The sequence below is a fragment of the Pseudonocardia sp. Ae717_Ps2 genome, from assembly GCF_001932475.1.
Taxonomy (GTDB): Bacteria; Actinomycetota; Actinomycetes; order Mycobacteriales; family Pseudonocardiaceae; genus Pseudonocardia.
Genome location: NZ_MCIS01000001.1, coordinates 2454580 through 2477669 on the forward strand (window position 1 = coordinate 2454580; position 23090 = coordinate 2477669).

The 23090-nt window shown below is 75.8% G+C and carries 9 protein-coding genes and 1 pseudogene; 8 read left to right on the forward strand and 2 right to left on the reverse strand.

Features of this window, described 5'->3' with window-relative positions; genetic code table 11:
- Positions 1–84 precede the first annotated feature (84 nt).
- The 7 genes and pseudogenes from Ae717Ps2_RS39855 to Ae717Ps2_RS11505 all read left to right on the forward strand — a co-directional run.
- Positions 85–3957, forward strand: a pseudogene (locus tag Ae717Ps2_RS39855) (amino acid adenylation domain-containing protein); the annotation flags it as partial.
- Positions 3933–14297 (forward strand): non-ribosomal peptide synthetase, encoded by a 10365-nt coding sequence (locus tag Ae717Ps2_RS38960; protein ID WP_255407969.1) that lies wholly within the window; start codon positions 3933–3935, stop codon positions 14295–14297. The pseudogene Ae717Ps2_RS39855 and the gene Ae717Ps2_RS38960, both read left to right, overlap by 25 nt.
- Positions 14297–15619 (forward strand): MFS transporter, encoded by a 1323-nt coding sequence (locus Ae717Ps2_RS11485; protein WP_075333359.1) that lies wholly within the window; start codon positions 14297–14299, stop codon positions 15617–15619. The genes Ae717Ps2_RS38960 and Ae717Ps2_RS11485 overlap by 1 nt, the downstream gene beginning before the upstream one ends.
- Positions 15616–16302, forward strand: coding sequence for a formyltransferase family protein (locus Ae717Ps2_RS11490; protein WP_075306636.1), 687 nt, complete (start codon positions 15616–15618; stop codon positions 16300–16302). Before Ae717Ps2_RS11485 ends, Ae717Ps2_RS11490 begins: the two co-directional genes overlap by 4 nt.
- Before the next feature lie 105 nt (positions 16303–16407).
- A complete protein-coding gene (locus Ae717Ps2_RS11495; protein ID WP_083695876.1) occupies positions 16408–17796 on the forward strand; it encodes a salicylate synthase in 1389 nt (462 codons plus the stop codon).
- On the forward strand, positions 17793–19433 hold the full coding sequence (locus tag Ae717Ps2_RS11500; protein WP_075306635.1) for a (2,3-dihydroxybenzoyl)adenylate synthase: 1641 nt from the start codon (positions 17793–17795) through the stop codon (positions 19431–19433). The genes Ae717Ps2_RS11495 and Ae717Ps2_RS11500 overlap by 4 nt, the downstream gene beginning before the upstream one ends.
- Complete coding sequence (locus tag Ae717Ps2_RS11505) at positions 19430–20242, forward strand: alpha/beta fold hydrolase (protein WP_075333360.1); 813 nt, start codon at positions 19430–19432, stop codon at positions 20240–20242. Before Ae717Ps2_RS11500 ends, Ae717Ps2_RS11505 begins: the two co-directional genes overlap by 4 nt.
- On the opposite strand, the gene Ae717Ps2_RS11510 is transcribed toward Ae717Ps2_RS11505, so the two are convergent.
- Both Ae717Ps2_RS11510 and Ae717Ps2_RS11515 read right to left on the reverse strand, forming a co-directional pair.
- Positions 20229–21263 carry an ABC transporter substrate-binding protein gene (locus Ae717Ps2_RS11510; protein WP_139318727.1) on the reverse strand — a complete coding sequence of 345 codons (1035 nt, stop codon included), beginning with the start codon at positions 21261–21263 and terminating at the stop codon, positions 20229–20231. The two genes, Ae717Ps2_RS11505 and Ae717Ps2_RS11510, sit on opposite strands and share 14 nt — an antisense overlap.
- A 130-nt stretch (positions 21264–21393) precedes the next feature.
- The gene (locus Ae717Ps2_RS11515) at positions 21394–22230 is read right to left on the reverse strand and encodes a TIGR03084 family metal-binding protein (RefSeq protein WP_075306632.1); all 837 of its coding nucleotides are present in this window, start codon (positions 22228–22230) and stop codon (positions 21394–21396) included.
- A 312-nt stretch (positions 22231–22542) separates the two neighbouring features.
- Between Ae717Ps2_RS11515 and Ae717Ps2_RS11520 the strand changes: the two genes are divergently transcribed.
- Positions 22543–23088 carry an NADPH-dependent F420 reductase gene (locus Ae717Ps2_RS11520; protein ID WP_020625921.1) on the forward strand — a complete coding sequence of 182 codons (546 nt, stop codon included), beginning with the start codon at positions 22543–22545 and terminating at the stop codon, positions 23086–23088.
- Positions 23089–23090 lie beyond the last annotated feature (2 nt).

Below are 23090 nucleotides of genomic sequence, written 5' to 3' on the forward strand. Positions count from 1 at the left end.
GGCACCCGAACTGCGGCACCCGAACCGACCGCACCCGAACGACCGCACCCATCCGTCCCGCCCGGGACACCGGAGGCCACCACCATGACCAGTCTCGACGAGCGCAAGCGCGCCCTGATCGCCCGGCGCCTGGCCGAGTCCGGCCTGCGCCGCAGCGACCCCGGCGCCGCGCCGCGCCGGGCCGGTCGGACCGAGTTCCCGCTGTCGTTCGCGCAGCGACGGATGTGGCTGCACCACCAGATCGTGCCGGGCAGCACCGCGTTCAACCTGTGCATCGAGCTGACCGTCGACGGCGACCTCGACGTGGCGGCCCTGCGGGCGGCCTTCGACGCGCTGGTGGCCCGGCACGAGGTGCTGCGCACCACCTATCACGCGGGCGACGACGGCGACCCGTTCCAGCGGGTGCACGACTCGCTCGACTACCCCTGGGAGGTCCTCGACGCGCCCGGGGCCGACGCCGACGCGCGTCGTGCCCGGGTCCGCGAGCTGGCCCGCGAGCGGGCGTCGCGGCCCTACGACCTCGCCGCGGACTCCGCGCTGCGGGTGGCGGTGCTCCGGGAGGGCCCGGCACGCACGACGGTGTTGCTGCAGGTCCACCACATCGCCTGGGACGGCCTCACCTTCGCCGTGATCTCCCGCGACCTGGAGCGCGCCTACCGGCAGGCCCTGGACGGGGCGGTGACCACGACCCCACCGCAGCGCCAGGTCGCGGACTTCGCCGATGCCGAACAGCGGGCGTGGGCCGCTGCCGGGCAGGGGAGCGGCCACGACGCCGACGCCGCGTTCTGGCGGCAGCGGCTCGCCGAACCGGTCCCCGCGCTGTTCGACCGGCTGCCGGCCGAGGACCCCACGGCCGGCGTCGAGACGGGCGGACGGGTCGACCGGCGCTTCTCCCCGGCCGCCGCCCGCGCGGTCCGGGAGCTGTCCGCGCAGCTGGGCACGACGCCGTACACGGTGGTCCTCGCCTGCTACAGCGCCGTGCTGAGCCGGTTCGCCGGCACCGGCGACGTCGCCGTCGGCACCGCCGTGGTCAACCGCGAGGAGGGCGGGGTCACCGAGCTCGTCGGCAACTTCGGCAACCTGGTCGTACTGCGCTCGCAGGTGCGGTCCGACGACACCGTCCGGTCGCTCACCGGCCGGGTCGCGGGCGTCGCGGCCGACGGGTTCGCCCACCAGGGCTTCCCCTACGACCGGCTCGTCGAGCAGCTGAACCCGTCGGCGTCGGGACAGGACCGTTCGCTGTTCGAGGCCCAGCTGCTGTTCCTCACCCAGAAGCTGGACGGCCCGCAGCTGCCCGGTGCCACCACGAGCTGGCTGCGCACCGACAACGGCACCGCCCAGCACCCGCTGGCGCTGGAGGTGTTCCTCACCGACGACGGCTTCGACGTCGAGGCCACCTACGCCGCGGCGCACCTCACCGCGGACGCCGTGTCCACCCTGCTGGCCGACCTCGAGGCACTGCTCGAGGACGCCGGGGACGACCCGGACCGCCGGCTCGCCGACATCTTCACCACCCGCCCGGTGCACCGGTCGGTCACCGCCACCGACGGCGGGCCACGCTGGAACCCGGCCGACGCGCTCGGCCCGGGCGTCGCCGACCGCGCCGACGAGGTGGCCCTGGTCGCCGCGCCCGGCCCCGGGAAGGCTCCGGTGGAGGTCACCGTCGCCGAGCTCGACGACACCGCCGACCGCGTCGCCGCCGCGCTGCGTGCGCGCGGCATCGGGCCGGAGGACCGGGTCGCCGTGCTGCTGCCCCGCACCACCGGCCTGGTCGCCGCCGTGCTCGGCGTCCTGCGCGCCGGCGCGGCCCTCGTACCGGTGGATCCCGGCTACCCGGCCGCACGGATCCGGCACGTGCTCACCGACTCCGCGCCCGCCCTGGTGATCACCGACGGTGCCGCCGTCGCGACCGGTGCGGCCACGGCGAGCGTCGCGGACCTGGCGACGGGCCCGGCCCCGGACCGGCCGTTCGACCGGCCGCGCCCCGAGCAGGCCGCCCACCTCGTCTACACCTCCGGATCGACCGGCGTGCCCAAGGGCGTCCTCGGCACCCACCGCGGCCTGGCCCGGCGGCTGGACTGGGCGGGCCGGGCCTGGCCGGTCGAGCCCGGTGACGTCCGGGTCGCCAAGAGCTCGATCGCCTTCATCGACGGGGTCACTGAACTGCTCGCCGCGCTGGCCGGTGGGGCGCGGGTGCTGGTCGCCGACGACGCCACCGCGACGGAGCCGGAGGCACTGGCCCGGCTGCTGCGCACCGAGCCGGTCGCGCAGGTCACCGCCGTCCCGTCGCTGGTGTCCGTGCTCGCCGAGACCCCCGGCCCGGTCGCGGTGCGCCGCTGGATCTGCTCCGGCGAGCCGCTGACCGCCACCGCCGTCGCGGCCGCGCGCGCGTGGGCGCCCGGCTCGGTCGTCGTGAACTCCTACGGATCCTCCGAGGTCGCCGGCGACGTGCTCGCCGGAGAGGTCGACGGCGACGAGCGCGTCACGGCCGGGCGGGTGGTGCCCGGCAGCACCGTCGCGCTGCTCGACCGGTTCCTGGCCCCGGTACCCGACGGCGTCGTCGGCGAGCTGTACGTCGGCGGCGAGCAGGTGGCCCGCGGCTACGCCGGCCGGCCGGCCGAGACCGCCGCCCGGTTCGTCGCCGACCCGGCCGTGCCCGGCGCCCGCCTCTACCGCACCGGTGACCTCGCCCGGCGCCTGCCCGACGGCCGGTTCGAGCTGCTCGGCCGCGCCGACGACCAGGTCACCGTGCGCGGCGTGCGGGTCGAACCCGGCGAGGTGGAGGCCGCCCTGGTCGCACAGCCGGGTGTGCGCGCGGCCGTGGTCGTCGCCCGCACGGTCGGCGACGGACCGTCCCTGGTCGCCTACGTCGTCCCCGCCGACGACACCGCCGAGCTCGTGGGGGAGGACCTGCGCACGGCCGTCGCGCAGCGGCTGCCGTCGCAGTTCGTGCCGGCCACGGTCGTCGTGCTCCCGGAGCTGCCGCGCACCCCCGGCGGCAAGATCGACACGCGTGCGCTGCCGGTGCCCGACCGCGTCCACGGTGGCTCGCGCCCGCCCCGGGACGACCGCGAGCGCGCACTGTGCGCACTGTTCGAACAGCTCCTCGACCGCACCGGGGTCGGCGTCGACGACGACTTCTTCGTCCTCGGCGGGCACTCGCTGTCCGCGCTGCGGCTGGCCAACCGGGTGCGGGCACGGCTCGGCGCCCCGGTCACGGTCCCGGACGTCTTCGCCCGCCCGACCGTCGCCGGACTCGCCGCGCTGGTCGCGGACCACGCCCCCGCCGGTACCGACGACCGGGACCCGGCTGCCGCCGACGGCCCGGTCCGCCGCCCGGACACCGCACCCGCGGTCCTCGCCCCCGCCCAGCATCCGATGTGGACGCTGTACCGGATGCAGGGCCCCGGCGCGGCCTACAACGTCCCCCGCGAGTGGACCGTCACCGGCCCGTTCGACCCCGAGGCGTTCCGTGCCGCGCTGCACGACGTCGTCGCCCGTCACGAGGTGCTGCGCACCACCTACGGCGAGACCGCCGACGGCACGGTCACCGTGGACGTCCATCCGCCCGGTGAGCTGCCGGTGCACGTCGGGACCGGAGCCTCGGACGAGGCGGGCGCCGACGCGACGCTCGCCGCGCTCGTCGGGCACCGCTTCGACCTGGAGCGCGAGGCCCCGGTCCGCGCCGAGATCGCCCGCACCGCCGACGACCGCCACCGCATCGGGCTCGTCTGCCACCACATCGCCGTCGACGAGTGGTCCCTGCGGGTCCTGCTCGCCGACCTCGGCACCGCCTACGCCGCCCGCCGCGCCGGGCGCGCCCCCGCCCTGCCCGCACCGCCGCTGCGCTTCGGCGACGTCGCCGCCTGGCAGGCCGCGCTCGTCGGGACCCCGCAGGAGCCGACCGACCGCGCACGGCGCCAGCTGGAGTTCTGGGCCGACCGGCTGACCGGCGCGCCGCCGGTCACCACGCTCCCCCCCCCGACCGGCCCCGGCCCGCGACGCCCGGCGGGAACGGCGCCGAGGTCCGCTCCGAGTTCGGCCCCGAGCTGGCCGCGGCGCTCGGCGTCGCCGCCCAGCGGCACGGGACCAGCATGTTCATGCTGCTGCACGCCGCACTGGCCGTCCTGCTGGAGGCGCACGCCGACGCCGACCGCGACCCCGGCGACGACGCCGGGGACGCCGTCGTGGTCGGCACCCCGGTCTCGGCGCGGCGGCACGCGGGGGCCGAGGACGTCGTCGGGTTCGCGCTGACCACCCTGGCGCTGCGGCTGGACCTGCACGGTGACCCGACCCTGGCCGAGGTCCTGGACCGGGCCCGCACCGCGGACCTGGCCGCGATGGAGCACGCCGACGTCCCCTTCGACCGCGTCGTCGACCGGATCGGCCCGGAGCGGGGCGCGGCCTCGCCCCTGTTCCAGGTGGAGCTGCTCTACCTGCGTACCGACCCCGACCGCAGCGAGCTCGACCTGGACGGCGCCGTCACCACGGCCCGGCGCACCGGCACCGGCTCGGCGAAGTTCGACGCGACCTTCGCCTTCCACGAGTCCGTCACCGAGACCGGCGACCCGCGGCTGGGCGTGATCGTCGAGTACGCCACCGAGCTCTACGACGCCACGACCATCGAGGCGGTGCTCGCGCGGCTGGAGCGTCTGCTGGACCTGGTCGCCTCGGCGCCCGGCACCCGGCTCTCCCAGCTGCGGCTCGACCCGCCGGCCCCGGCACCCGCTCCGGCGCCGACCGGCACCGATCGGCTCCCCGGGACCCTCCCCGCCACCCTCGCGGCACTGTTCGCCGCGACCGTCGCGGCCCGGCCCGAGGGCCCCGCGCTGGTCGCCGGGGCGGAGCGGCTGACCTGGGGCGAGCTCGGCGACCGCGCCGGGCGGCTGGCCGCCGTGCTCGTCGCCGACGGGGTCCGCCCGGGGGACCGGGTGGCCGTCGGCGTCCCGCGCGGCGCCGACATGGTCGTCGCGGTGCTCGCCGTCGCCCTCGCCGGGGCCACCGCGGTCCCGCTGGACGTCGACTCCCCGGCCGGTCGCCTCGCGCTCATCGTCGGCGACGCCCGGCCGCACAGCCTGCTGGCCGTCGCCACGACCCCGCAGAGCGTGACCGGTCTCGGCCCGCGCGTGGTCGCAGTCGACGCGCTCCCGGCGGACGTCGCACCGCTGCCCGAGCCCGTCGCCGTCCCCGCAGCGCAGCCGGCGTACATCGTCTACACCTCCGGGTCCACCGGCCGGCCCAAGGGCGTCGAGGTCCCGCACCGTGCGGTGCTGTCGCTGCTGGCGGCGACCGTGGCACCCGGCGGCACCATGGACGTCACCGCCGACGACGTGTTCTCCCTGGTCCACTCGATCGCCTTCGACGTGTCGGTGTTCGAGCTGTGGGGCGCGGTCGCGACCGGCGCGACGGTCGTGGTCGTCGACGGCGACACCGCACGTGACCCGGAGCGCCTCTGGGCACTGATCGCGGCCGAGCGGGTCAGCGTGCTCAGCCAGACGCCCTCGGCGTTCGGCCCCCTGGCCCTCGCCGAGCCCACCGGCGGCGCGGCGGCCGAGACCCTGCGCTACGTGGTGTTCGCCGGGGAGGCACTGGAGCCGCGGCTGCTGCGGGACTGGTGCGCCCGGCACGCCCCCGGCGCCCCGGTGCTGGCCAACCTCTACGGCATCACCGAGACCACGGTGCACACCACCTACCGTGAGATCGGCCCCGCCGACCTCGACCGGCCGGTCAGCCCGGTCGGTGGCCCACTGGCCGGGCTGGAGGTACGGCTGCTGGACCGGCGGCTGCGACCGGTCCCGCAGGGCGTCGTCGGAGAGATCCACGTCGCCGGAGCCCAGCTGGCCCAGGGCTACGCCGACCGCCCCGACCTCACCGCCGTCCGGTTCGTGGCCGACCCCGACGGCCCACCCGGCACCCGGCTCTACCGGTCCGGTGACCTCGCCCGGTTCGACCGGGCCGGGGAGCTGGAGTTCGCCGGCCGCGCCGACGAACAGGTGAAGATCCGCGGGTACCGGGTCGAGCTGGGGGAGGTCGACGCCGGCCTGCTCACGCTGCCGGGGATCGCGCAGGCGGTCACCCGGGTGCACACCGGCACCGACGCCGCCGACCGGCGGCTCGTCGGCTACGTCGTGCCGACCCCCGGCACCACGGCCGACCCCGCCGCCGTGCGCACCGCCCTGGGCGCCGTCCTGCCCGGGTACATGGTCCCGGCCGCGATCGTCGTGCTGGAGCGGCTGCCGTTGACCGTCAACGGCAAGCTCGACCGCCGCGCCCTGCCGGAGCCCGACTTCGGCGGGGGCCCCGTCACCGCGGACCGCGAGCCCGCCGACGACGTCGAGCGGACCCTGTGCGCCGCGTTCGCGAAGGTCCTCGGCGCTGCCCGGGTCGGCCCGGACGACGACTTCTTCACCCTCGGCGGCGACAGCATCCTCGCCACCCGGGTCGTGCGGGCCGCGCGCGAGGCCGGACTCGACGTCCGCACCTCGCACGTGTTCGCCCACCGGACCCCGGCCGGGATGGCCCGCGTCGCGGGCACGGCACCGCAGACGGTCCGCACCGACACCCGGCTGCTGCGCGACCTGCTCGGGCTCGGCCCGGCCGACGTCGCCGCGCTCGGCGAGCGGGTCGGCGGCACCGCCACCGACGTCTGGCCGATGTCCCCGCTGCAGGAGGGCCTCTACTTCCAGTCCGTCTACGACGCCGCCGAGGGCACCGGCGGTGACACGGCCGGCAGCGGCGTCTACATCCTGCAGACCGTGTTCACCCTGAACCGCACCCTGGACCGCGAGCGGCTCCGGGACGCGCTGGCCCGGCTGGTCGCGGCCACGCCGCTGCTGCGGGTGGGGTTCACCACCGACGACCGCGGCCGCCCGGTCCAGGTCGTCCGGGACCACCTCCCCGACCTGCCGGTGCCGGAGCTGTCCGTGGCGTCCGTGGACGGTGCCCGCGAGGCCGCCGAGCAGGAGCGGGGGCGACCCATCCCGCTCGACGCGCCGCCGCTGTTTCGCCTGCTCCTCGTGCACCTGCCCGACGGCCGGGACCGGCTGGTGCTCACCAACCACTTCCAGCTGTTCGACGGCGCGTCGGCCATGCGCGTCGTCGACCGCCTGCTCACCCTGCACGACGGTGGCGAGCCCCCGGCGGCGCCCGGCTACGACACGTACCTGCGCTGGACCGCCGACCAGGACGAGAAGACCTCGCGCGAGGTGTGGGAGCGGGCCTACGCCGACCTCGCCGCCCCGACCCTGGTCGCGGGCGAGGAGCAGCGGTCCTTCACCGAACCCTCGGCCCGGATCGGGACCCGGCTCGGGGTCCCGCTGTCCGACCGGGTCCGGGCCGTCGCCGCCGGGCACGGGGTCACCGTCAACACCGTCCTGATCGCGGCGCTCGGCGTCGTGCTCGGCCATGCCACCGGCGGCGACGACGTCGTGCTCGGCACGCCGATGGCCGTCGCACCGGACGAGATCGCCGGGGTGGAGCACTCCGTCGGGCTCTTCCTCAACACCGTCCCCGTCCGGGTCCGGCTCGCCCCCACCGACACCGGCGCCGACGTGCTGCGCCGCCTCGCCGACGAGCGCGCCGACCTCGTCGCGCACGAGTACCTCGGGCTGGGGCAGATCCAGCAGGCCACCGGCCGTCCGCGGCTGTTCGACACCCTGTTCACCCTGCGCAACGCCTGGGACGCGTTCGCCGAGGCCGCGCAGCGGCACGGGATGGCCGACGTCGAGACCCTCGACGACTCCCACTTCCCGCTGTCGTTCGCGGTCAACCCGTTCGACGACATGGAGCTGACCGTCGACCACCGTCCGGAGGCGGTCGACACCGATACCGCACGGTCGCTGATGGACCGCTTCGTCGCGGTGCTCGACGCCCTCACCGCCGCGCCGGACGCCCCGCTCGCCGCGGTTGACCTCGGCGTCGCCGTGGACACCGGTGCGACCGCCACCCCGGTCCCGGACGCCACCATCGCCGAGCTGCTCGCCGAGCGGGCCGCGACCTGCCCGGAACGCACCGCCCTGGTGGCGGGGGAGTCCCGGCTGACCTTCGCCGAGCTCGACGCCCGGGTCACCCGCACCGCGCGGGTCCTGCGGGCCCGCGGTGCCGGCCCCGAGACCGTCGTGGCGCTGGGTCTGCCGCGGTCGACGGCCAACGTCGTCGCGTTGTTCGCGGTGCTGCGTGCCGGCGCGGCCTATGTGCCGTTGGAGTTGGACCATCCCGACGAGCGGCTCGCGGAGATTCTTACCGCGTCGGGGGCGGCGTTGTTGGTGACCGATTCCACCGTCGCCGCCCGTTTCGATCCGTCCGTGCCGCAGGTGTGTCTGGACGAGCCGGGTCTGTTCGACGGTGTCCCGGACACTCCGTTGTCGGTCGAGGAGCTGGGTGCTTTCGCGCCCGGTACCCCGGGCCGGCTCGACCACCCCGCCTATGTGATCTTCACGTCGGGGTCGACGGGGAAGCCGAAGGGTGTGGTGACTCCGTTCCGTGGGTTGACGAACATGCAGGTCAACCATCGCCGCGAGATTTTCGCTCCGACGATCGAGGCTGCGGGTGGTCGGGTGTTGCGGATTGCGCACACGGTGTCGTTCGCGTTCGACATGTCGTGGGAGGAGCTGCTCTGGCTGGTGGAGGGGCATGAGGTGCATGTGTGCGACGAGGAGCTGCGTCGTGATGCGGAGCGGCTCGTGGAGTACTGCGGTGAGCATCGGGTGGACGTGGTGAACGTGACCCCGACCTACGCCCATCACCTGTTCGCCGCGGGTCTGTTGGACGGCCCGCACGTGCCGCCGTTGGTGCTGCTCGGTGGTGAGGCGGTGCCGGAGTCGGTGTGGTCGCGGCTGCGCGACACCGACGGGACGTGGGGCTACAACCTGTACGGTCCGACCGAGTACACGATCAACACCCTCGGCGCGGGCACCACCGACAGCGCCACCTCCACGGTCGGCACCGCCATCACCAACACCGCGGCCCACGTCCTCGACGGCTGGCTGCGCCCCGTGCCCGACGGCGTGGTCGGCGAGCTCTACATCGCCGGAGCAGGGCTCGCCCGCGGCTACCTGGACCGTCCCGCCCTGACCGCCGAGCGGTTCGTGGCCGACCTCCGGATCCCGGGCGGCCGGATGTACCGGACCGGTGACCTGGTCCGGCGTCGCGGCGACGGGAACCTGGACTTCCTGGGGCGCAGCGACGACCAGCTCAAGATCCGCGGCTACCGGGTGGAACCGGCCGAGATCGAGACCGCGCTGGCCGCCGCCGACGGGGTCTCCCAGGCCGCCGTCGTCGCCCGCCCGCACCCGGAGGTACCCGGCCAGCGCCAGCTCGCGGCCTACCTCGTCGGCGACCCCGACCCGGCCACCGTCCGCGACGCGGTGGCCCGCGTGCTGCCCGACTACATGGTGCCCACGCTGTGGGCGGTGGTCGACGCGCTCCCGCTCACCGTCAACGGCAAGCTCGACGTCGCCGCCCTCCCCGAGCCCGCCGCCCTGCGCCGCAGCGGGGGACGCGCACCGCGCACACCACTGGAGGAGACCCTCTGCTCGATCGTCGCGGAGGTCGTCGGCGTCGACGGCGTCGGCCCCGACGACGACTTCTTCGACCTCGGCGGCGACAGCATCTCGGCGCTGGCCCTGGCGAACCGGGCCCGCAAGGCCGGCATCCGGATCCGCCCCCGCCACGTGTTCGAGGCCCGCACCGTCACCCGGCTCGCCCCCTACGGCAGCCGGACCGCCACGGCCCGCCCGGCCCTGCAGCCCGTGCACCACGACGGAGGAGAACGGGAGATCTCCGCCGGGCAGCGGCAGATGCTCGCGCTGTCGCGGGTCGGCGGACCCAGCGCGGTCTACAACGTGCCGGGCGTCCTGCGCCTGCACGGCCCGCTCGACACCGACGCGCTGCGCGCCGCCTGGCTCGACGTCCTCGGTCGGCACGAGGTGCTGCGCACGATCTACCCCGACGGCGCGACCACGGCCCGGGTGCTCGAGCCGGGCGCCGTCGGACCGGTCGTCACCACCGAGCGGATCGACGCGGCGGACCTCGACAGCCGGATCGAGACCGCGGTGCGCGCCCCGTTCGACCTCGCCCGTGAAGCACCGACCCGGGTCACCCTGTTCGAGCTGGGCCCCGACGAGCACGTCCTGGTCGCGGTGCTGCACCACATCGCCGTCGACGAGTGGTCATGGCGCCCCCTCATCGAGGACCTCCAGACCGCCTACCGGGCACGGCTGCGCTCCGGCCCGGACGCGCCGTCGTCGCTGCCCGCGCCGACCGTCCGCTACGCCGACTTCGCCGCCTGGCAGCGCGACTGCCTCGCCGACGGGTCGGACACCTCGGCCACGGCGCAGCTGGACTTCTGGCGGACCACACTGACCGGCGCCCCGGTCGAGACCACGCTGCCGGTCGACCGGCAGCGTCCCGCCGCCCCCACCGGGGCAGGCGATGCCGTACCGGTCGAGGTGGGCCCGGAGCTGACCGCCGAGCTGCACCGGCTGGCCCGCTCGCACGACGTCACCGTGTTCATGCTGCTGCACGCCGCGCTCGCCGTGCTGCTGTCCCGGCACACCGGCTCGCCCGACGTGGTCGTCGGCACCCCGATCTCGACCCGCTTCGACCCGGCGCTCGACGACGCGGTGGGCTACTTCCTCAACACCCTCGCCCTGCGGACCGACGTGGCGCCCGACCACACGGTGGCCGACCTGCTGCGCGCGGTCCGGGGCGCCGACCTCGACGCCTACGACCGGGCCGACGTGCCCTTCTCCGACGTCGTGGCCGCCGTGGCCCCGGACCGGGCGCCCGGGCGCAGCCCGCTGTTCCAGGTGATGGTGGTGTGCCTGGGCGGCGACGCGAACGCCCTGACCCCCCGCCTCGACGGCGTGGACGCGAGCGCCGACGTCGTCCGCACGGGCACGGCGAAGTTCGACGCGTCGTTCAACTTCACCGACACCCCCGACCTGCTCTCCGGCGTCGTCGAGTACTCCACCGACCTGTTCGACCGGTCCACGATGGAGCGCGCCGCCGACCGCATGGTCGCGGTACTGCGGGCCTTCGCCGACGACCCGGCACGTCCGGTCGGGTCGATCGACGTCCTCGCCCCGGCCGACCACGCCGACGCCGTCGCGCGTGCGGCGTCCGCGGTCGCCCCGGTCCCGGACGCCACCATCGCGGAGCTGCTCGCCGAGCGCGCCGCGACCTGCCCGGACCGGACCGCACTGGTCTCCGGCGACGAGCACGTCACCTTCGCCGAGTTCGACGCCCGCGTCACCCGGCTCGCCCGCGTCCTGCGCTCCCGCGGGGCCGGCCCGGAGACGGTCGTGGCGCTCGGGCTGCCGCGCTCGGTGGACAACGTGGTGGCGTTGTTCGCGGTCCTGCGGGCCGGTGCGGCGTACGTGCCGCTGGAGCTGGACCATCCCGACGAGCGGCTGGCCGAGGTGCTCGTCGCCTCGGGGGCGACGCTGCTGGTGACGGTCGCGGGTGTGGCCGCACGGTTCGACGGCGCGGTGGAGCAGGTGCGTCTGGACGAGCCGGGTCTGTTCGACGGTGTCCCGGACACGCCGCTGACCGATGAGGAGCTGGGGTCGTTCGCGCCCGGCACTCCGGGTCGGCTGGACCATCCCGCGTATGTGATCTTCACGTCGGGGTCGACGGGGAAGCCGAAGGGTGTGGTGACTCCGTTCCGTGGGTTGACGAACATGCAGGTCAACCACCGTCGGGAGATTTTCGCTCCGACGATCGAGGCTGCGGGTGGTCGGGTGTTGCGGATTGCGCACACGGTGTCGTTCGCGTTCGACATGTCGTGGGAGGAGCTGCTCTGGCTGGTGGAGGGGCATGAGGTGCATGTGTGCGACGAGGAGCTGCGTCGTGATGCGGAGCGGCTCGTGGAGTACTGCGGTGAGCATCGGGTGGACGTGGTGAACGTGACCCCGACCTACGCCCATCACCTGTTCGCCGCGGGCTTGTTGGACGGCCCGCACGTGCCGCCGTTGGTGCTGCTCGGTGGTGAGGCGGTGCCGGAGTCGGTGTGGTCGCGGCTGCGCGACACCGACGGGACGTGGGGCTACAACCTGTACGGTCCGACCGAGTACACGATCAACACTCTCGGCGCGGGCACCACCGACAGCCCGACGTCCACCGTCGGCACCCCCATCACCAACACCACCGCCTACGTCCTCGACGGCTGGCTGCGGCCGGTGCCCGACGGCGTCGTCGGTGAGCTCTACATCGCCGGGACCGGACTGGCCCGCGGCTACCTGGACCGGCCGGACTCGACGGCGGAGCGGTTCGTCGCCGACCCGTGGACCCCGGGTGGCCGGATGTACCGGACCGGTGACCTGGTGCGGCGCCGCGGCGACGGGAACCTCGACTTCCTCGGCCGCAGCGACGACCAGGTGAAGATCCGCGGCTACCGGGTGGAACCGGCGGAGGTCGAGACCGCGCTGGGCGCGGTGGAGGGGGTCGACCAGGCCGCCGTCGTCATCCGCACGACCGGGACGACGAAGCGGCTCGCGGCCTACCTGGTCGGCGACCCCGACCCGGAGACGGTCCGCGACGCGGTGGCCCGCGTGCTGCCCGACTACATGGTGCCCACCCTGTGGGCGGTGGTCGACACGCTGCCGCTGACGGTCAACGGCAAGCTCGACACCGGTGCGCTGCCCGAGCCCGAACCGATCGCGCACCGCGCCTCCCGCGCCCCCCGCACCCCGCTCGAACAGCGGCTGTGCGCGATCGTCGCCGCCGTCCTCGGACTGGACACGGTCGGCATCGACGACGACTTCTTCGGCCTCGGCGGCGACAGCCTCGGCGCCATCGACATCGCCGCCACCGCCCGGCGCGAGGGCATCGAGCTGCGCGTCCGGGACCTGCTCGTCGCCGGGACGGTCGCCGCGGTCGCGGCGGCGCTCGACGCCGGCGAGGGCGAGGGCGGTGACACAGCCGGTACCGCCGGCACGGTCGGTGCCGGGGCATCGGCCACCCCGGCCGCCGACGAGCCCGGCACCGCGCCGCTCACTCCGGTCCTGTCCTGGCTGGGATCCGTGGGCGGCCCGGTCGCCGGCCGGGCACAGGCGGTGCTGGTCACCACCCCCGCCGGGTTCGACGCCGACGACCTCACCGCGCTGGCCGACGCCCTGGTCACCCGGCACCCGGTCCTGCACTCGGCCCTGGAGACCGACGCGGACGGGCGCTGGACGGGCCTGCAGATCCTCCCGCGCCACGACGCCGACCCGGCTGCGCTGGTCCGGCGGGTTCCCGTCGACCCGGCCGCCGGGGCCGACGCACTCACCCGCGCCGTCACCGAGGCGACCGTCGCCGCCCGCGACGAGCTCGACGCGGGACCCGGCGGGATGCTGCGGCTGCTCTGGTTCGACCGCGGCACCGAGCCGGGACGGCTCGCGGTCGTGGCGCACCACCTCGCCGTGGACGGCACGTCCTGGCGGGTGCTCGCCGAGGACATCGCGACCCACGGCACCGGGACCGAACCGGCCCCGGAGGCCACCGGCTTCGCCGCGTTCGCCGCGCGGCTCCACGCCCACGGCGCCGGACCACAGGTCACCGCGGAGACCGGCTTCTGGACCGAGACCCTCTCCTCGTCGGCCCCGCTGCCGGCGCTGCGGCCCCGCGACCACCGGGACACCCACGCCGACCTCCGGCAGACCGTCGTGACCGGCCCGGACGTCGTCACCACGCTCGCCGGGAGGCACGGCGCCGGCGCCGAGGCGGTGCTGCTCGCCGTTCTCGGGGAGGCGCTCACCGTCACCGCGCCGGACGGCCCGCTGCTGGTCGACCTCGAACACCACGGCCGCGCCGAGGAACTCGGGGACGACATCGACCTCGCCCGGACGGTGGGCTGCCTCACCGTGCTCGCCCCGGTCCCGGTGCGCGGCACCCCCGGTCCGGAGGTACCCGACGCGGCCCCCGCGATCGCCAGGGCCCGCGACGCCGTCGCCGCACCGCCCGGGCGCGGCCTGGGCTGGGGCCTGCTGCGGTACCCGGCCGACGGCACGCCCCGGGTCACCGGCCCGGGAGCGGAGGTCGCGCTCAACTGGCTCGGTCGCACCACCCGGCCCGCCGGGACCGCGAGCGGCGGCTGGGAGCTCGCCCCCGAGCAGACCGCGGTACGGGTCGGACCCGCGCCCGGCGTGCGGGTCGGGCACTCGCTCGTCGTCGACGTGCTGCTGCGCGACACCATCGACGGCCCCGTCCTGGAGACGACCTTCGGCCACCCCACCGGCGTCCTCGACGCCGGCACGGTCGACCGGGTCGCGCAGCGCTGGGCCGAGGTCCTCATGACCTGGTCGGTGCGTGGCTGATGGCGTCCCTGCTGGTCGACGTCAGCCCGCTGCGCGAGGACCGGACGTTCCGCAACCTGTTCGTCGCCCGGACCATCCTGCTGTTCGGGGTCGGGATCGTCGCGGTCACCGTGCCGCTGGAGGTCTACGGCCGCACCGGCTCCACCCCGGTCGTCGGGATGGTGACCGCGATCGAGTCGGTGGCGTTCGTCGTCGGGTACCTCGGCGGTGGGGTCCTCGCCGACCGGGTCGACCGCTGGCTCCTGGTGCGCGTCACCTGGCTGATCAGCGGGACGACGTTCGCCGGGCTCGCGGTGAACGCCGCCTGGATCGGGTCGACCCCGTTGACCGCCGCACTGGTCGCCGCGAACGGGCTGTCCGGCGCCACCTGCATCACCGCGATGCTCGCCGTGACCCCGTCCATCGTGGACCGGGCCAAGCTGCACGCGGTCGGGGCGTTGAACACCGTGTCGCTGCGCCTCGGCGCGGTGGTCGCCCCGGCCGTCGGCGGCATCGTGTTCGCGGTCGCCTCCGCCGCCTGGAACTACACGGCCGGCGCACTCGCCGCCGCCGTGACGTGGGCGCTGCTCATGGTCGCGCCGCCACCGGGCCGGGGACGGACGACCGCGGCCGCCTCGGCCGGTCCGGACGGCGACGGTCCCGACGGCGACCAGCCCGGCGCGGGCGGCGGGGACGGCGCTCCGCAGGAACCGGTGGAGAGCCCGCTGGCCGCCCTGCGCTCCGGTGCCCGGTTCGCGGTCCGCGAGCCGGTGGTGTTCGGCGTGATGGTCGCCGGCCTCGTCGGGATGGTCGGCGGAGGCTCGTTCGTGCTGGTCCCGGCCTTCGTCGAGGCCCGCTTCGGCGGCTCGTCCACCGTCGTCGGCCTCATGTATTCGGCACTCGCGGCCGGGGTGGTGCTCGGCTCGCTGGGCAGCGGCTGGGTCCGGCGCAGCCCGCGTCCCGGCCGGCTCCTGCTGGCCCTGATGGTCCTCTGCTATGCCTGCTACGCGCTGGCCGGCGCCGCACCGACCGTTGCGCTGGTCCTCGCCGCCCTGGTCGCCGCCGGCGCGACGAACGCGATCGAGGAGGTGCTGCGCTACACGCTGCTGCAGCTCCGCACCCCCGACGCCCTGCTGGGCCGGGTGAACAGCCTGTTCGCCGCCCAGGCCATGACCGGCGCCGCAATCGGCGCCGTCGTCGCCGGGTTCGTCGGCGGCCTCGTCGGCGACGGCGACGCGCTCTGGTTCTACAACACCGTCACCGGTCTGGTCGCCGCCGCGACCGGACTGCTGCTCGGACCGCTGCGCCGGGTCACCCGCGCATCCATCGAGGAGGAACGATGATCTTCGTCGGCGACGGCGCCCTGCTGTGGCGCGCCGTGCGGCACGCCCGGGCCGACGGCCACCCCGTCGACCTCGTCTGCCACGGGCCCCGCACCACCCCACCGCCGGGGTTCGACCCAGGCGCCGCCCGCGAGGTCCGCAGCGGCGCCGACCTCGACGCGCTCGCCGGCGAGCTCGCCGAGCGGTGCACCGACGGCCTGCTGTGGTCGATCGACAACCCGTTCCTGTTCCGGGAGAAAGTGCTGGCCTCGGGGCTGCGGCTGCTCAACGTGCACGGAGGGCCGCTGCCGTCCTACCGCGGCCTCCCGCCGGTGACGGCTGCCTACGCCGTGCTGCACGGCGAGACCAGCTTCGCCGCGACCCTGCACGAGATCGACGCCGGCATCGACACCGGCCCGGTGCTGGCCGAGGCGCGGTTCCCGATCGACCCCGACGCGGTGCTGGAGGACGTGCTGTCCGACCTCGTCGAGGCCGCGCACCGGGCGTTCACCGAGAACCTCGGCGCGGTCGTCGACGGCACCGCCGGACCGGCCCGCCGGCCCGAGGGCGAACCCGGCTACTACGGGCTCGCCGAGGGACTCGCACTCGCCGGGATGCGGGGCCACCCCCGCTACGACCAGGCCACCGACCTGGGGATGTTCGCCGACTACTACCCCGACGCCGCGACGGCCTGGGGCCGCTGAGCCCGCCGTCCCACCTGCCCGTCGACGCCCGGCCCACCACGCCTCGGCACCCCACGACGACCCCCACCCCGGTGGCACGAGCGCCGGCCCGAAGGAGAACCGACCATGTCCACGACCACCGAGGCGGCCGGCCCGCCGCGCACCCAGCCGGCCCCCACCGAGCGGACCCGCAGCACGACCGACCGCAGCACGACCGACCGCACCGCCACCGACCGCATCGCCGGCGCCACCGCCGTCGCCCGCACGGTGCCCGACTCGGACCCCTACGTGCTCTACGAGCGCGGCGAGGACGTGTTCCTGGCCGCGGGCACCGCCGCCGAGATCGTGCTGGGTCCCGACGGCCTGACCGTCACCGCGCCCACCGGCACCCGGCACGAACCGCTCGGCGCGGACCCGCTCGGCCAGGTCTCCGCCGCCCTCGCCGAGGTCGGCGGCACCGGGTGGCAGGCGTTCGGCTGGGCGTCGTTCGAGCTGGCCCACCTCCTGCACGGCGGGGAGCTGCCCGCGGACACCGGCACCCTGCTGCACCTGCTGCTTCCCCGCCACACCGCGCACCTGCACCCCGGCGGCGTGGACGTCGACACCGCCGACGACGCCGTCGCACGGGCCTGGCGCGACGCGATCCTCGGTGCCGGGAACGCAGCACCCCGCACCGGGCCGGCGGTGACCGTCGACGAGTCCGCCCGCGCCGAGGCCTACCGCGGCTCGGTGGCCGCCGCCGTCGCCGAGATCGGTGAGGACCGCTTCCGCAAGGTCATCCTGTCCCGCACCGTCCCGGTCACCGAGCCGGTCGACCTGCCCGCCACCTACCGGCACGGCCGGGCGCACAACACCCCGGCCCGCTCGTTCCTGCTGCGCCTCGGTGGGCTGGAGGCGGCCGGGTTCAGCCCGGAGACCGTCGTCGAGGTCGCCGCGGACGGGACCTTCTCCACCCAGCCGCTGGCCGGCACCCGGGCCCGGTCCGGCGAGCCGGAACGCGACGCCGAGCTGTCCGACGAGCTGCGGCGCGACCCCAAGGAGATCTACGAGCACGCGGTGTCGGTCCAGGTCGCCCAGGACGAGGTGTGCGAGGTGAGCGACCCGGACGCCGTCGTCGTGGAGGAGTTCATGCGGGTGGTCGAGCGCGGCAGCGTGCAGCACCTCGCGTCCCGCGTCCGCGGCAGGCTCCGGCCCGGCGCCACCGCCTGGGACGCGCTGGGACGGCTGTTCCCCGCGGTCACCGCGTCCGGGCTGCCGAAGGCCCCGGCGTGCGAGGCGATCAGCCGCCACGAGGGAGCACGCGGCCTCTACAGCGGCGCGGTGCTGACCGTCGACCACACCGGTGCGCTCGACGCCGCGCTCGTGCTGCGCGCCATCTACCGCGCGCAGGGCCGGACCTGGCTCCGCGCCGGGGCCGGCATCGTCGGCGCGTCCACCCCGGAACGGGAGCTGGAGGAGACCCGGGAGAAGCTGCGCAGCGTCAGCCGGTTCCTGGTCGGAGAGGAGACGACGTGACCGTGCTCATCGACGGGGCGCTCGGCTGGCCCGACGCGGACGTGGAGCGCTACCGGCGGGAGGGCTACTGGGGCGAGGACACCCTCGGTGACCTGCTGGGACAGTGGGCCGGGCGGTACGGCGACGCCGTCGCCGTCGTCGCGGGGCCCAGCCGGCGGACCTACGCCGAGCTGGACCGGGCCGCGGACGCCCGCGCCCGCTCGCTGCGGGCACTCGGCATCGCCGAGGGCGACCGCGTCGTGGTCCACCTGCCCAACACCGCCGAGTTCCCGGTGACCCTGTTCGGGCTGCTGCGGGCCGGGGCGGTGCCGGTGCTGACCCTGCCCGCGCACCGGCAGGCCGAGATCGAGCACCTCGCCGCGCTCTCCGGGGCCGTCGCCTACGTCGGACCCGACGTCGTCGAGGGCTTCGACCACCGCGAGCTCGCACTGCAGGTGGCGAAGGCGGTCCCCTCGTTGCGGCACCTCCTCGTCGACGGCGAGCCGCTGCCGGGGACGACCGCGATCGCCGACCTGCCCGCCGGCACCGCCGAGCCGCTCCCGCGGCCCGACCCCGGACAGGTCGCGGTCCTGCTCGTCTCCGGCGGCACCACGGGCAAGCCGAAGCTGATCCCGCGCACCCACCGCGACTACGCCTACAACGCCCGGGCCAGCGCCGAGGTCTGCGCGCTGACCGCCGACGACGTCTACCTCGCCTGCCTGCCGCTGGCGCACAACTTCCCGCTGGCCTGCCCGGGCCTGCTCGGCGCCCTCGGGGTCGGGGCCACGGTCGTCCTCGCGCCGGTCCCGAGCCCCGACGTCACCCTCGGGCTGGTCGCGGCCGAGGGCGTCACGGTCACCGCGATGGTGCCGCCGCTGCTGCGGCTCTGGGCCGACCTCGCCGGCGACGGCCGCGGGTCCTGGGACCTGTCGACCCTGCGCCTGGTCCAGGTCGGTGGGGCCAAGTGCGACGCGACGCTCGCCCGCCGGGTCCGTCCCGAGCTCGGCGCCGCCGTGCAGCAGGTCTTCGGGATGGCCGAGGGGCTGCTGAACTACACCCGGCTCGACGACCCCGACGACCTCGTCGCGGTCAGCCAGGGGCGCCCGCTCAGCCCGGCCGACGAGGTCCGGGTCGTCGACCGCGACGGCACCGACGTCGCGGAGGGGACGGCGGGGGAGCTGTGGACCCGTGGCCCGTACACGCTGCGGGGCTACTACCGGGCCCGCGAGCACGACGCGACGTCGTTCACCCCGGACGGCTACTACCGCACCGGCGACCTGGTGCGCCGCCTTCCGACCGGGCACCTCGTGGTCGAGGGCCGGATCAAGGACGTTGTGAACCGCGGCGGCGAGAACGTCGCGGCCACCGAGCTGGAGGAGCACCTGCTGGCGCACCCGGACATCGCCGGCGCGGCCGTCATCGGGATCCCGGACGACGACCTGGGCGAGGCGGTGTGCGCGGTGATCGTCCCGGCGCCCGGCGCGACCCCGCCGAAGCGGCGTCACCTGCGCACCTTCCTGACCGAGCGCGGGCTGGCCCGCTTCATGTCCCCGGACCGGGTCGTCGTCCGGGACGACCTGCCGCTCACCGCCGTCGGTAAGATCGACAAGCGGGCACTGGGTGCGCTGCTCGCCGCCGAGAGCGAGGTGCGCGGATGACGGTCACGACCCTCAACGGCATCCGGCTCTCCTGGACCGACCACGGAGGCGACGGCCCGCCCGTCGTCCTGGTGATGGGCACCGGCAGCCCGGGACGGGTCTGGCAGACCCACCAGGTGCCCGCACTCCGCGAGGCCGGCCACCGCGTCGTGACCCTCGACAACCGGGGCATCCCGCCGACCGACGAGTGCGCGCACGGGTTCACCGTCGACGACATGGCCGCCGACGTGCTCGCCCTGGTCACCCACCTCGACGCGGGCCCGGCGGCGCTCGCCGGCACCTCGCTCGGCTCCCGCGTCGTGATCGAGGCGGCGCTGGCCCGGCCGGACCTGGTCACCCGGGTCGTCGCGATGGCCGCGCACGCCCGGCTCGGCCCCGTGCAGCGGGCGATCACCGCGGGCGAGATCGCACTCGCCGACGCCGGGGTCGAGCTGCCCGAGGACTACCACGCCGCGGTGTCCGCGTTGCAGTACCTGTCGCCGTCGACCGTGCGTGCCGACCGGGAGGCCCAGGACTGGCTCGACGTCCTGGCGTTCGCCGGGGCGGGGGTGTCGAAGGGGCACCGGGCCCAGCTGCAGGTGTCGATGGACCTGGGGGACCGGACCGAGGCCTACCGGGCGCTCGCCGTGCCGCTGCTGGTGCTCGCCTTCGCCGACGACGCCGCGATCCCGCGGCACCTGAGCCGCGAGGTCGCCGACGCCGTGCCCGGTGCCCGGTACGTCGAGATCGCCGACGCCGGGCACTACGGCTACCTCGAGCGGCCCGCCGAGGTGAACCGGGCGACGGTCGCGTTCCTCAGCGGCCGGTAGCGGGCGCGGCGGCCACCCGCTCCAGCGCCGGGCGCAGCCGGTCGAGGAGCCAGCCGGTGGACACCACGTTCGGTGCCTGCAGCGCGATCGCCTCGTCGAGGCCGATCGGGACGTAGGTCGTGCGGGCCAGCGCCCGCGCGACCACCGGGTTGCCCTCGAACCGCCGTCGGTCGGCCGGGGTCGGGAAGCTCATGACGACCAGGTCGGCCTCGGCCAGGCGACCCGCCTCCTCGTAGGACAGCGCGACCGTGCCGGGGGCGACCTCGTCACCGGCGGGCGGGTCGGTGGCGAAGGTCGGCGGCAGGCCCAGCCCGAGCGCGCGGGTCAGCGCGGTGGACTGGTTCGCGGGGTCGACGATGACCGGGATGACGTCGCCCCGTGCCTGTCCGACCAGCACCGACCGGCCGGCGAGACCGGGCAGCTGGGCCCGCAACGCGCCGACGGCGCCGTCGGCCCGCGCCACCAGCTCCTCGGCCCGCTCCGGTGCCCCGAGGGCCGCGCCGATCCGCCGGGCGTCGTCCTCCATCGGGGCGCCGAACAGCACGTCGCGGTAGACGACGGTCGGGGCGATCGCGCTCAGGCGCTCGTAGGCGTCGCGGTCGGTCACCAGGTAGGACGACACGGCCAGGATGACGTCCGGGCGGTACGCCGCGATCCGCTCCAGCGGCAGCGGCTCCAGCTCACTGATCGTCAGCACCCCGTCCGGGAACGGCGCGAGGTAGGGCGCCTGCGGCTGCGACTCCCCGGCGTTGCGCAGGCCACCGACGACGTCCGCCCCGAGCGCCCTGGCGACCGCGACGTCGGCCGACCCCAGCGCGACGACCCGCTGCGGACGGGCCGGGATCGTCGTCGTCCCGAAGGCGTGGTCCAGCGTCAGCGGGAACGCGGCGTCCGCTCCCTGCGGACCGGCCGCCTGCGGTGCGGCGGAGCATCCGGCGACGAGCAGCATGGCCGCGACGACGAGTGCGACGACGGTGGCGACGACCGACGGGCGGGCCGGGCCGAGCGGTGGGGTGTGCACGTTCCGACAGTCGTCCGCGGGCCGCTCCCGGTTCCGGCGAGCGGCGTTCCCCACACCCGCGGCGCCCGTCCGCGCGCGATGTCCCCCGGCGGAGCGCGGCCGCCGCGCCCGTTGCGCCCCGGCGCTCGGGTCACGCGGGTCCTCCCGTGGGCGTCCGGGTCGGCGCCGGGAAGGCGGCCGCGACGGCGCCGGGGGCGCGGCCGGGGCCGGGCGTGTCGGCGAAGGTCTGGGCGATCGCGACCCACTCCGCGGCCACCGGACCGGTCGTGGTCACGTCGGTGTCCTCGACGTGCCGGCGCTGGGTGGCGACCAGGCAGAAGCCGAGCGCGGAACCGGTGACCCGGTCCGCGGCGTCCTCCGGGCCCCAGGTCCACGAGGCGCCGGAGGGGGCGAGCAGCTCGACCCGCACGGGCACCTGCGGGACCTCGCGGCCGTTGTTGCGGAAGGTGAAGCCGAAGGTCTGCACGCCGAGGTGGGCGACGTGGCGCAGCCGGTCCGTCGGCTCCCGGAGCACCCCGAGCGCGTCGGCGACGTCCTGGCCGTGCGCCCAGGTCTCCATCAGCCGGGCGGTGACCGAGGACAGGGCACTCATGTCGGGCCCGTACCAGGGCAGCCGGGTCTTCGGCTCGATGCCGCGGAACGTGCCGACGAGGGCGTCGCGGGCCCCGGCGAACCACGCCCGGACCTCCTCCGCCCCGAGCCCGGCGTGGTCCGCGGCGACCCGGTCGGGGAAGCCGGGACCCAGCTCCCGCGGCGCGGCCGCCCGCGACCGGAAGGTCTCCGGGTCCGTCGCGGCGAGGGCGGCGGCCTCGTCGAAGTAGGCGAGATGGGTGAGCTGGTCGCGGACGCTCCAGCCCTCGGCCGGGGTCGGCGCGCCGATCCCGGCGTCGTCGAGGTCGGCGACCATCGCCCGGACGACCGCGCTCTCGGCCTCCAGGTCGTCGAGGACCGCGTCCATGGACACCATGGTCAGATGCTCTCCTGCCGGACGGGCGCGCCGTAGGTCACGTCGCTCGTGTGGGGCCGTCACCTCGCTGCCACGGCCTGCGGATCATGGTGGACCGTGTCGAGGACATCGGGAAGTACAGAGGAGGACATCGGGAAGCACGGACGACCGATTGCGTGACCGATCCCCGGGGACCGCGCCCTTCGTAACGTCACCGCCGGGTCGCCCGTCCCGCACCTCGGCACGCGACAGCGCGACGGGAGGCCCCCGCGGCGACCGATCGCCCGGCTGGTGCACCGGGCCCGCCACGGTCCCGGTGGGAGAGGGGTAGACGTGAGGATCACGATCCTGGGACGCGGCACCGTCGGCGGCGGCCTGGCCGCGCTCTGGTCGGCCGCCGGGCACACCGTCACCGGTCTGGGCCGCGACGGTGGTGACGCGACCGGGGCCGACGTGCTCGTCGTCGCCGTCCCCGGGGACCAGGTCGCCGACGCGCTGGGCCGGACGACCGGGATCGCCGGCGTCCCTGCGATCGACGCCACCAACGTCTACGGACCGCGCGACCCGGAGCACGAGTCGAACGCGCACCTCGTCCGCTCCCGGACGGGCGGGCCCGTCGCGAAGTCCTTCTGCGCGAACTTCGCGTCCGAGTACCCGCGCCTGGCGACACAGACCACGCCCCCGGGCAACCTGGTGGCGGCCGACCCCGCTATCCGTACGCTCGTCGACCGGCTCAACCGGGACGCGGGGTTCGACCCGATCCACGTCGGCGGCCTGGAGGCGGCCCGGGCGATCGAGGACGCCGGCCCGTTGCTGATCGCGATCGCCCGCAACGGGACCGGCCCGTTCTTCTACCGGATCACCCCGACCGCCGGTTAGGC

Coding starts and splice junctions, on each gene's coding strand:
- Ae717Ps2_RS11490 (WP_075306636.1), top strand. CDS start 15,616: ATGATCTTCGTCGGCGACGGCGCCCTGCTGTGGCGCGCCGTGCGGCAC.
- Ae717Ps2_RS11515 (WP_075306632.1), bottom strand. CDS start 22,230: ATGGTGTCCATGGACGCGGTCCTCGACGACCTGGAGGCCGAGAGCGCG.
- Ae717Ps2_RS11495 (WP_083695876.1), top strand. CDS start 16,408: ATGTCCACGACCACCGAGGCGGCCGGCCCGCCGCGCACCCAGCCGGCC.
- Ae717Ps2_RS11505 (WP_075333360.1), top strand. CDS start 19,430: ATGACGGTCACGACCCTCAACGGCATCCGGCTCTCCTGGACCGACCAC.
- Ae717Ps2_RS11485 (WP_075333359.1), top strand. CDS start 14,297: ATGGCGTCCCTGCTGGTCGACGTCAGCCCGCTGCGCGAGGACCGGACG.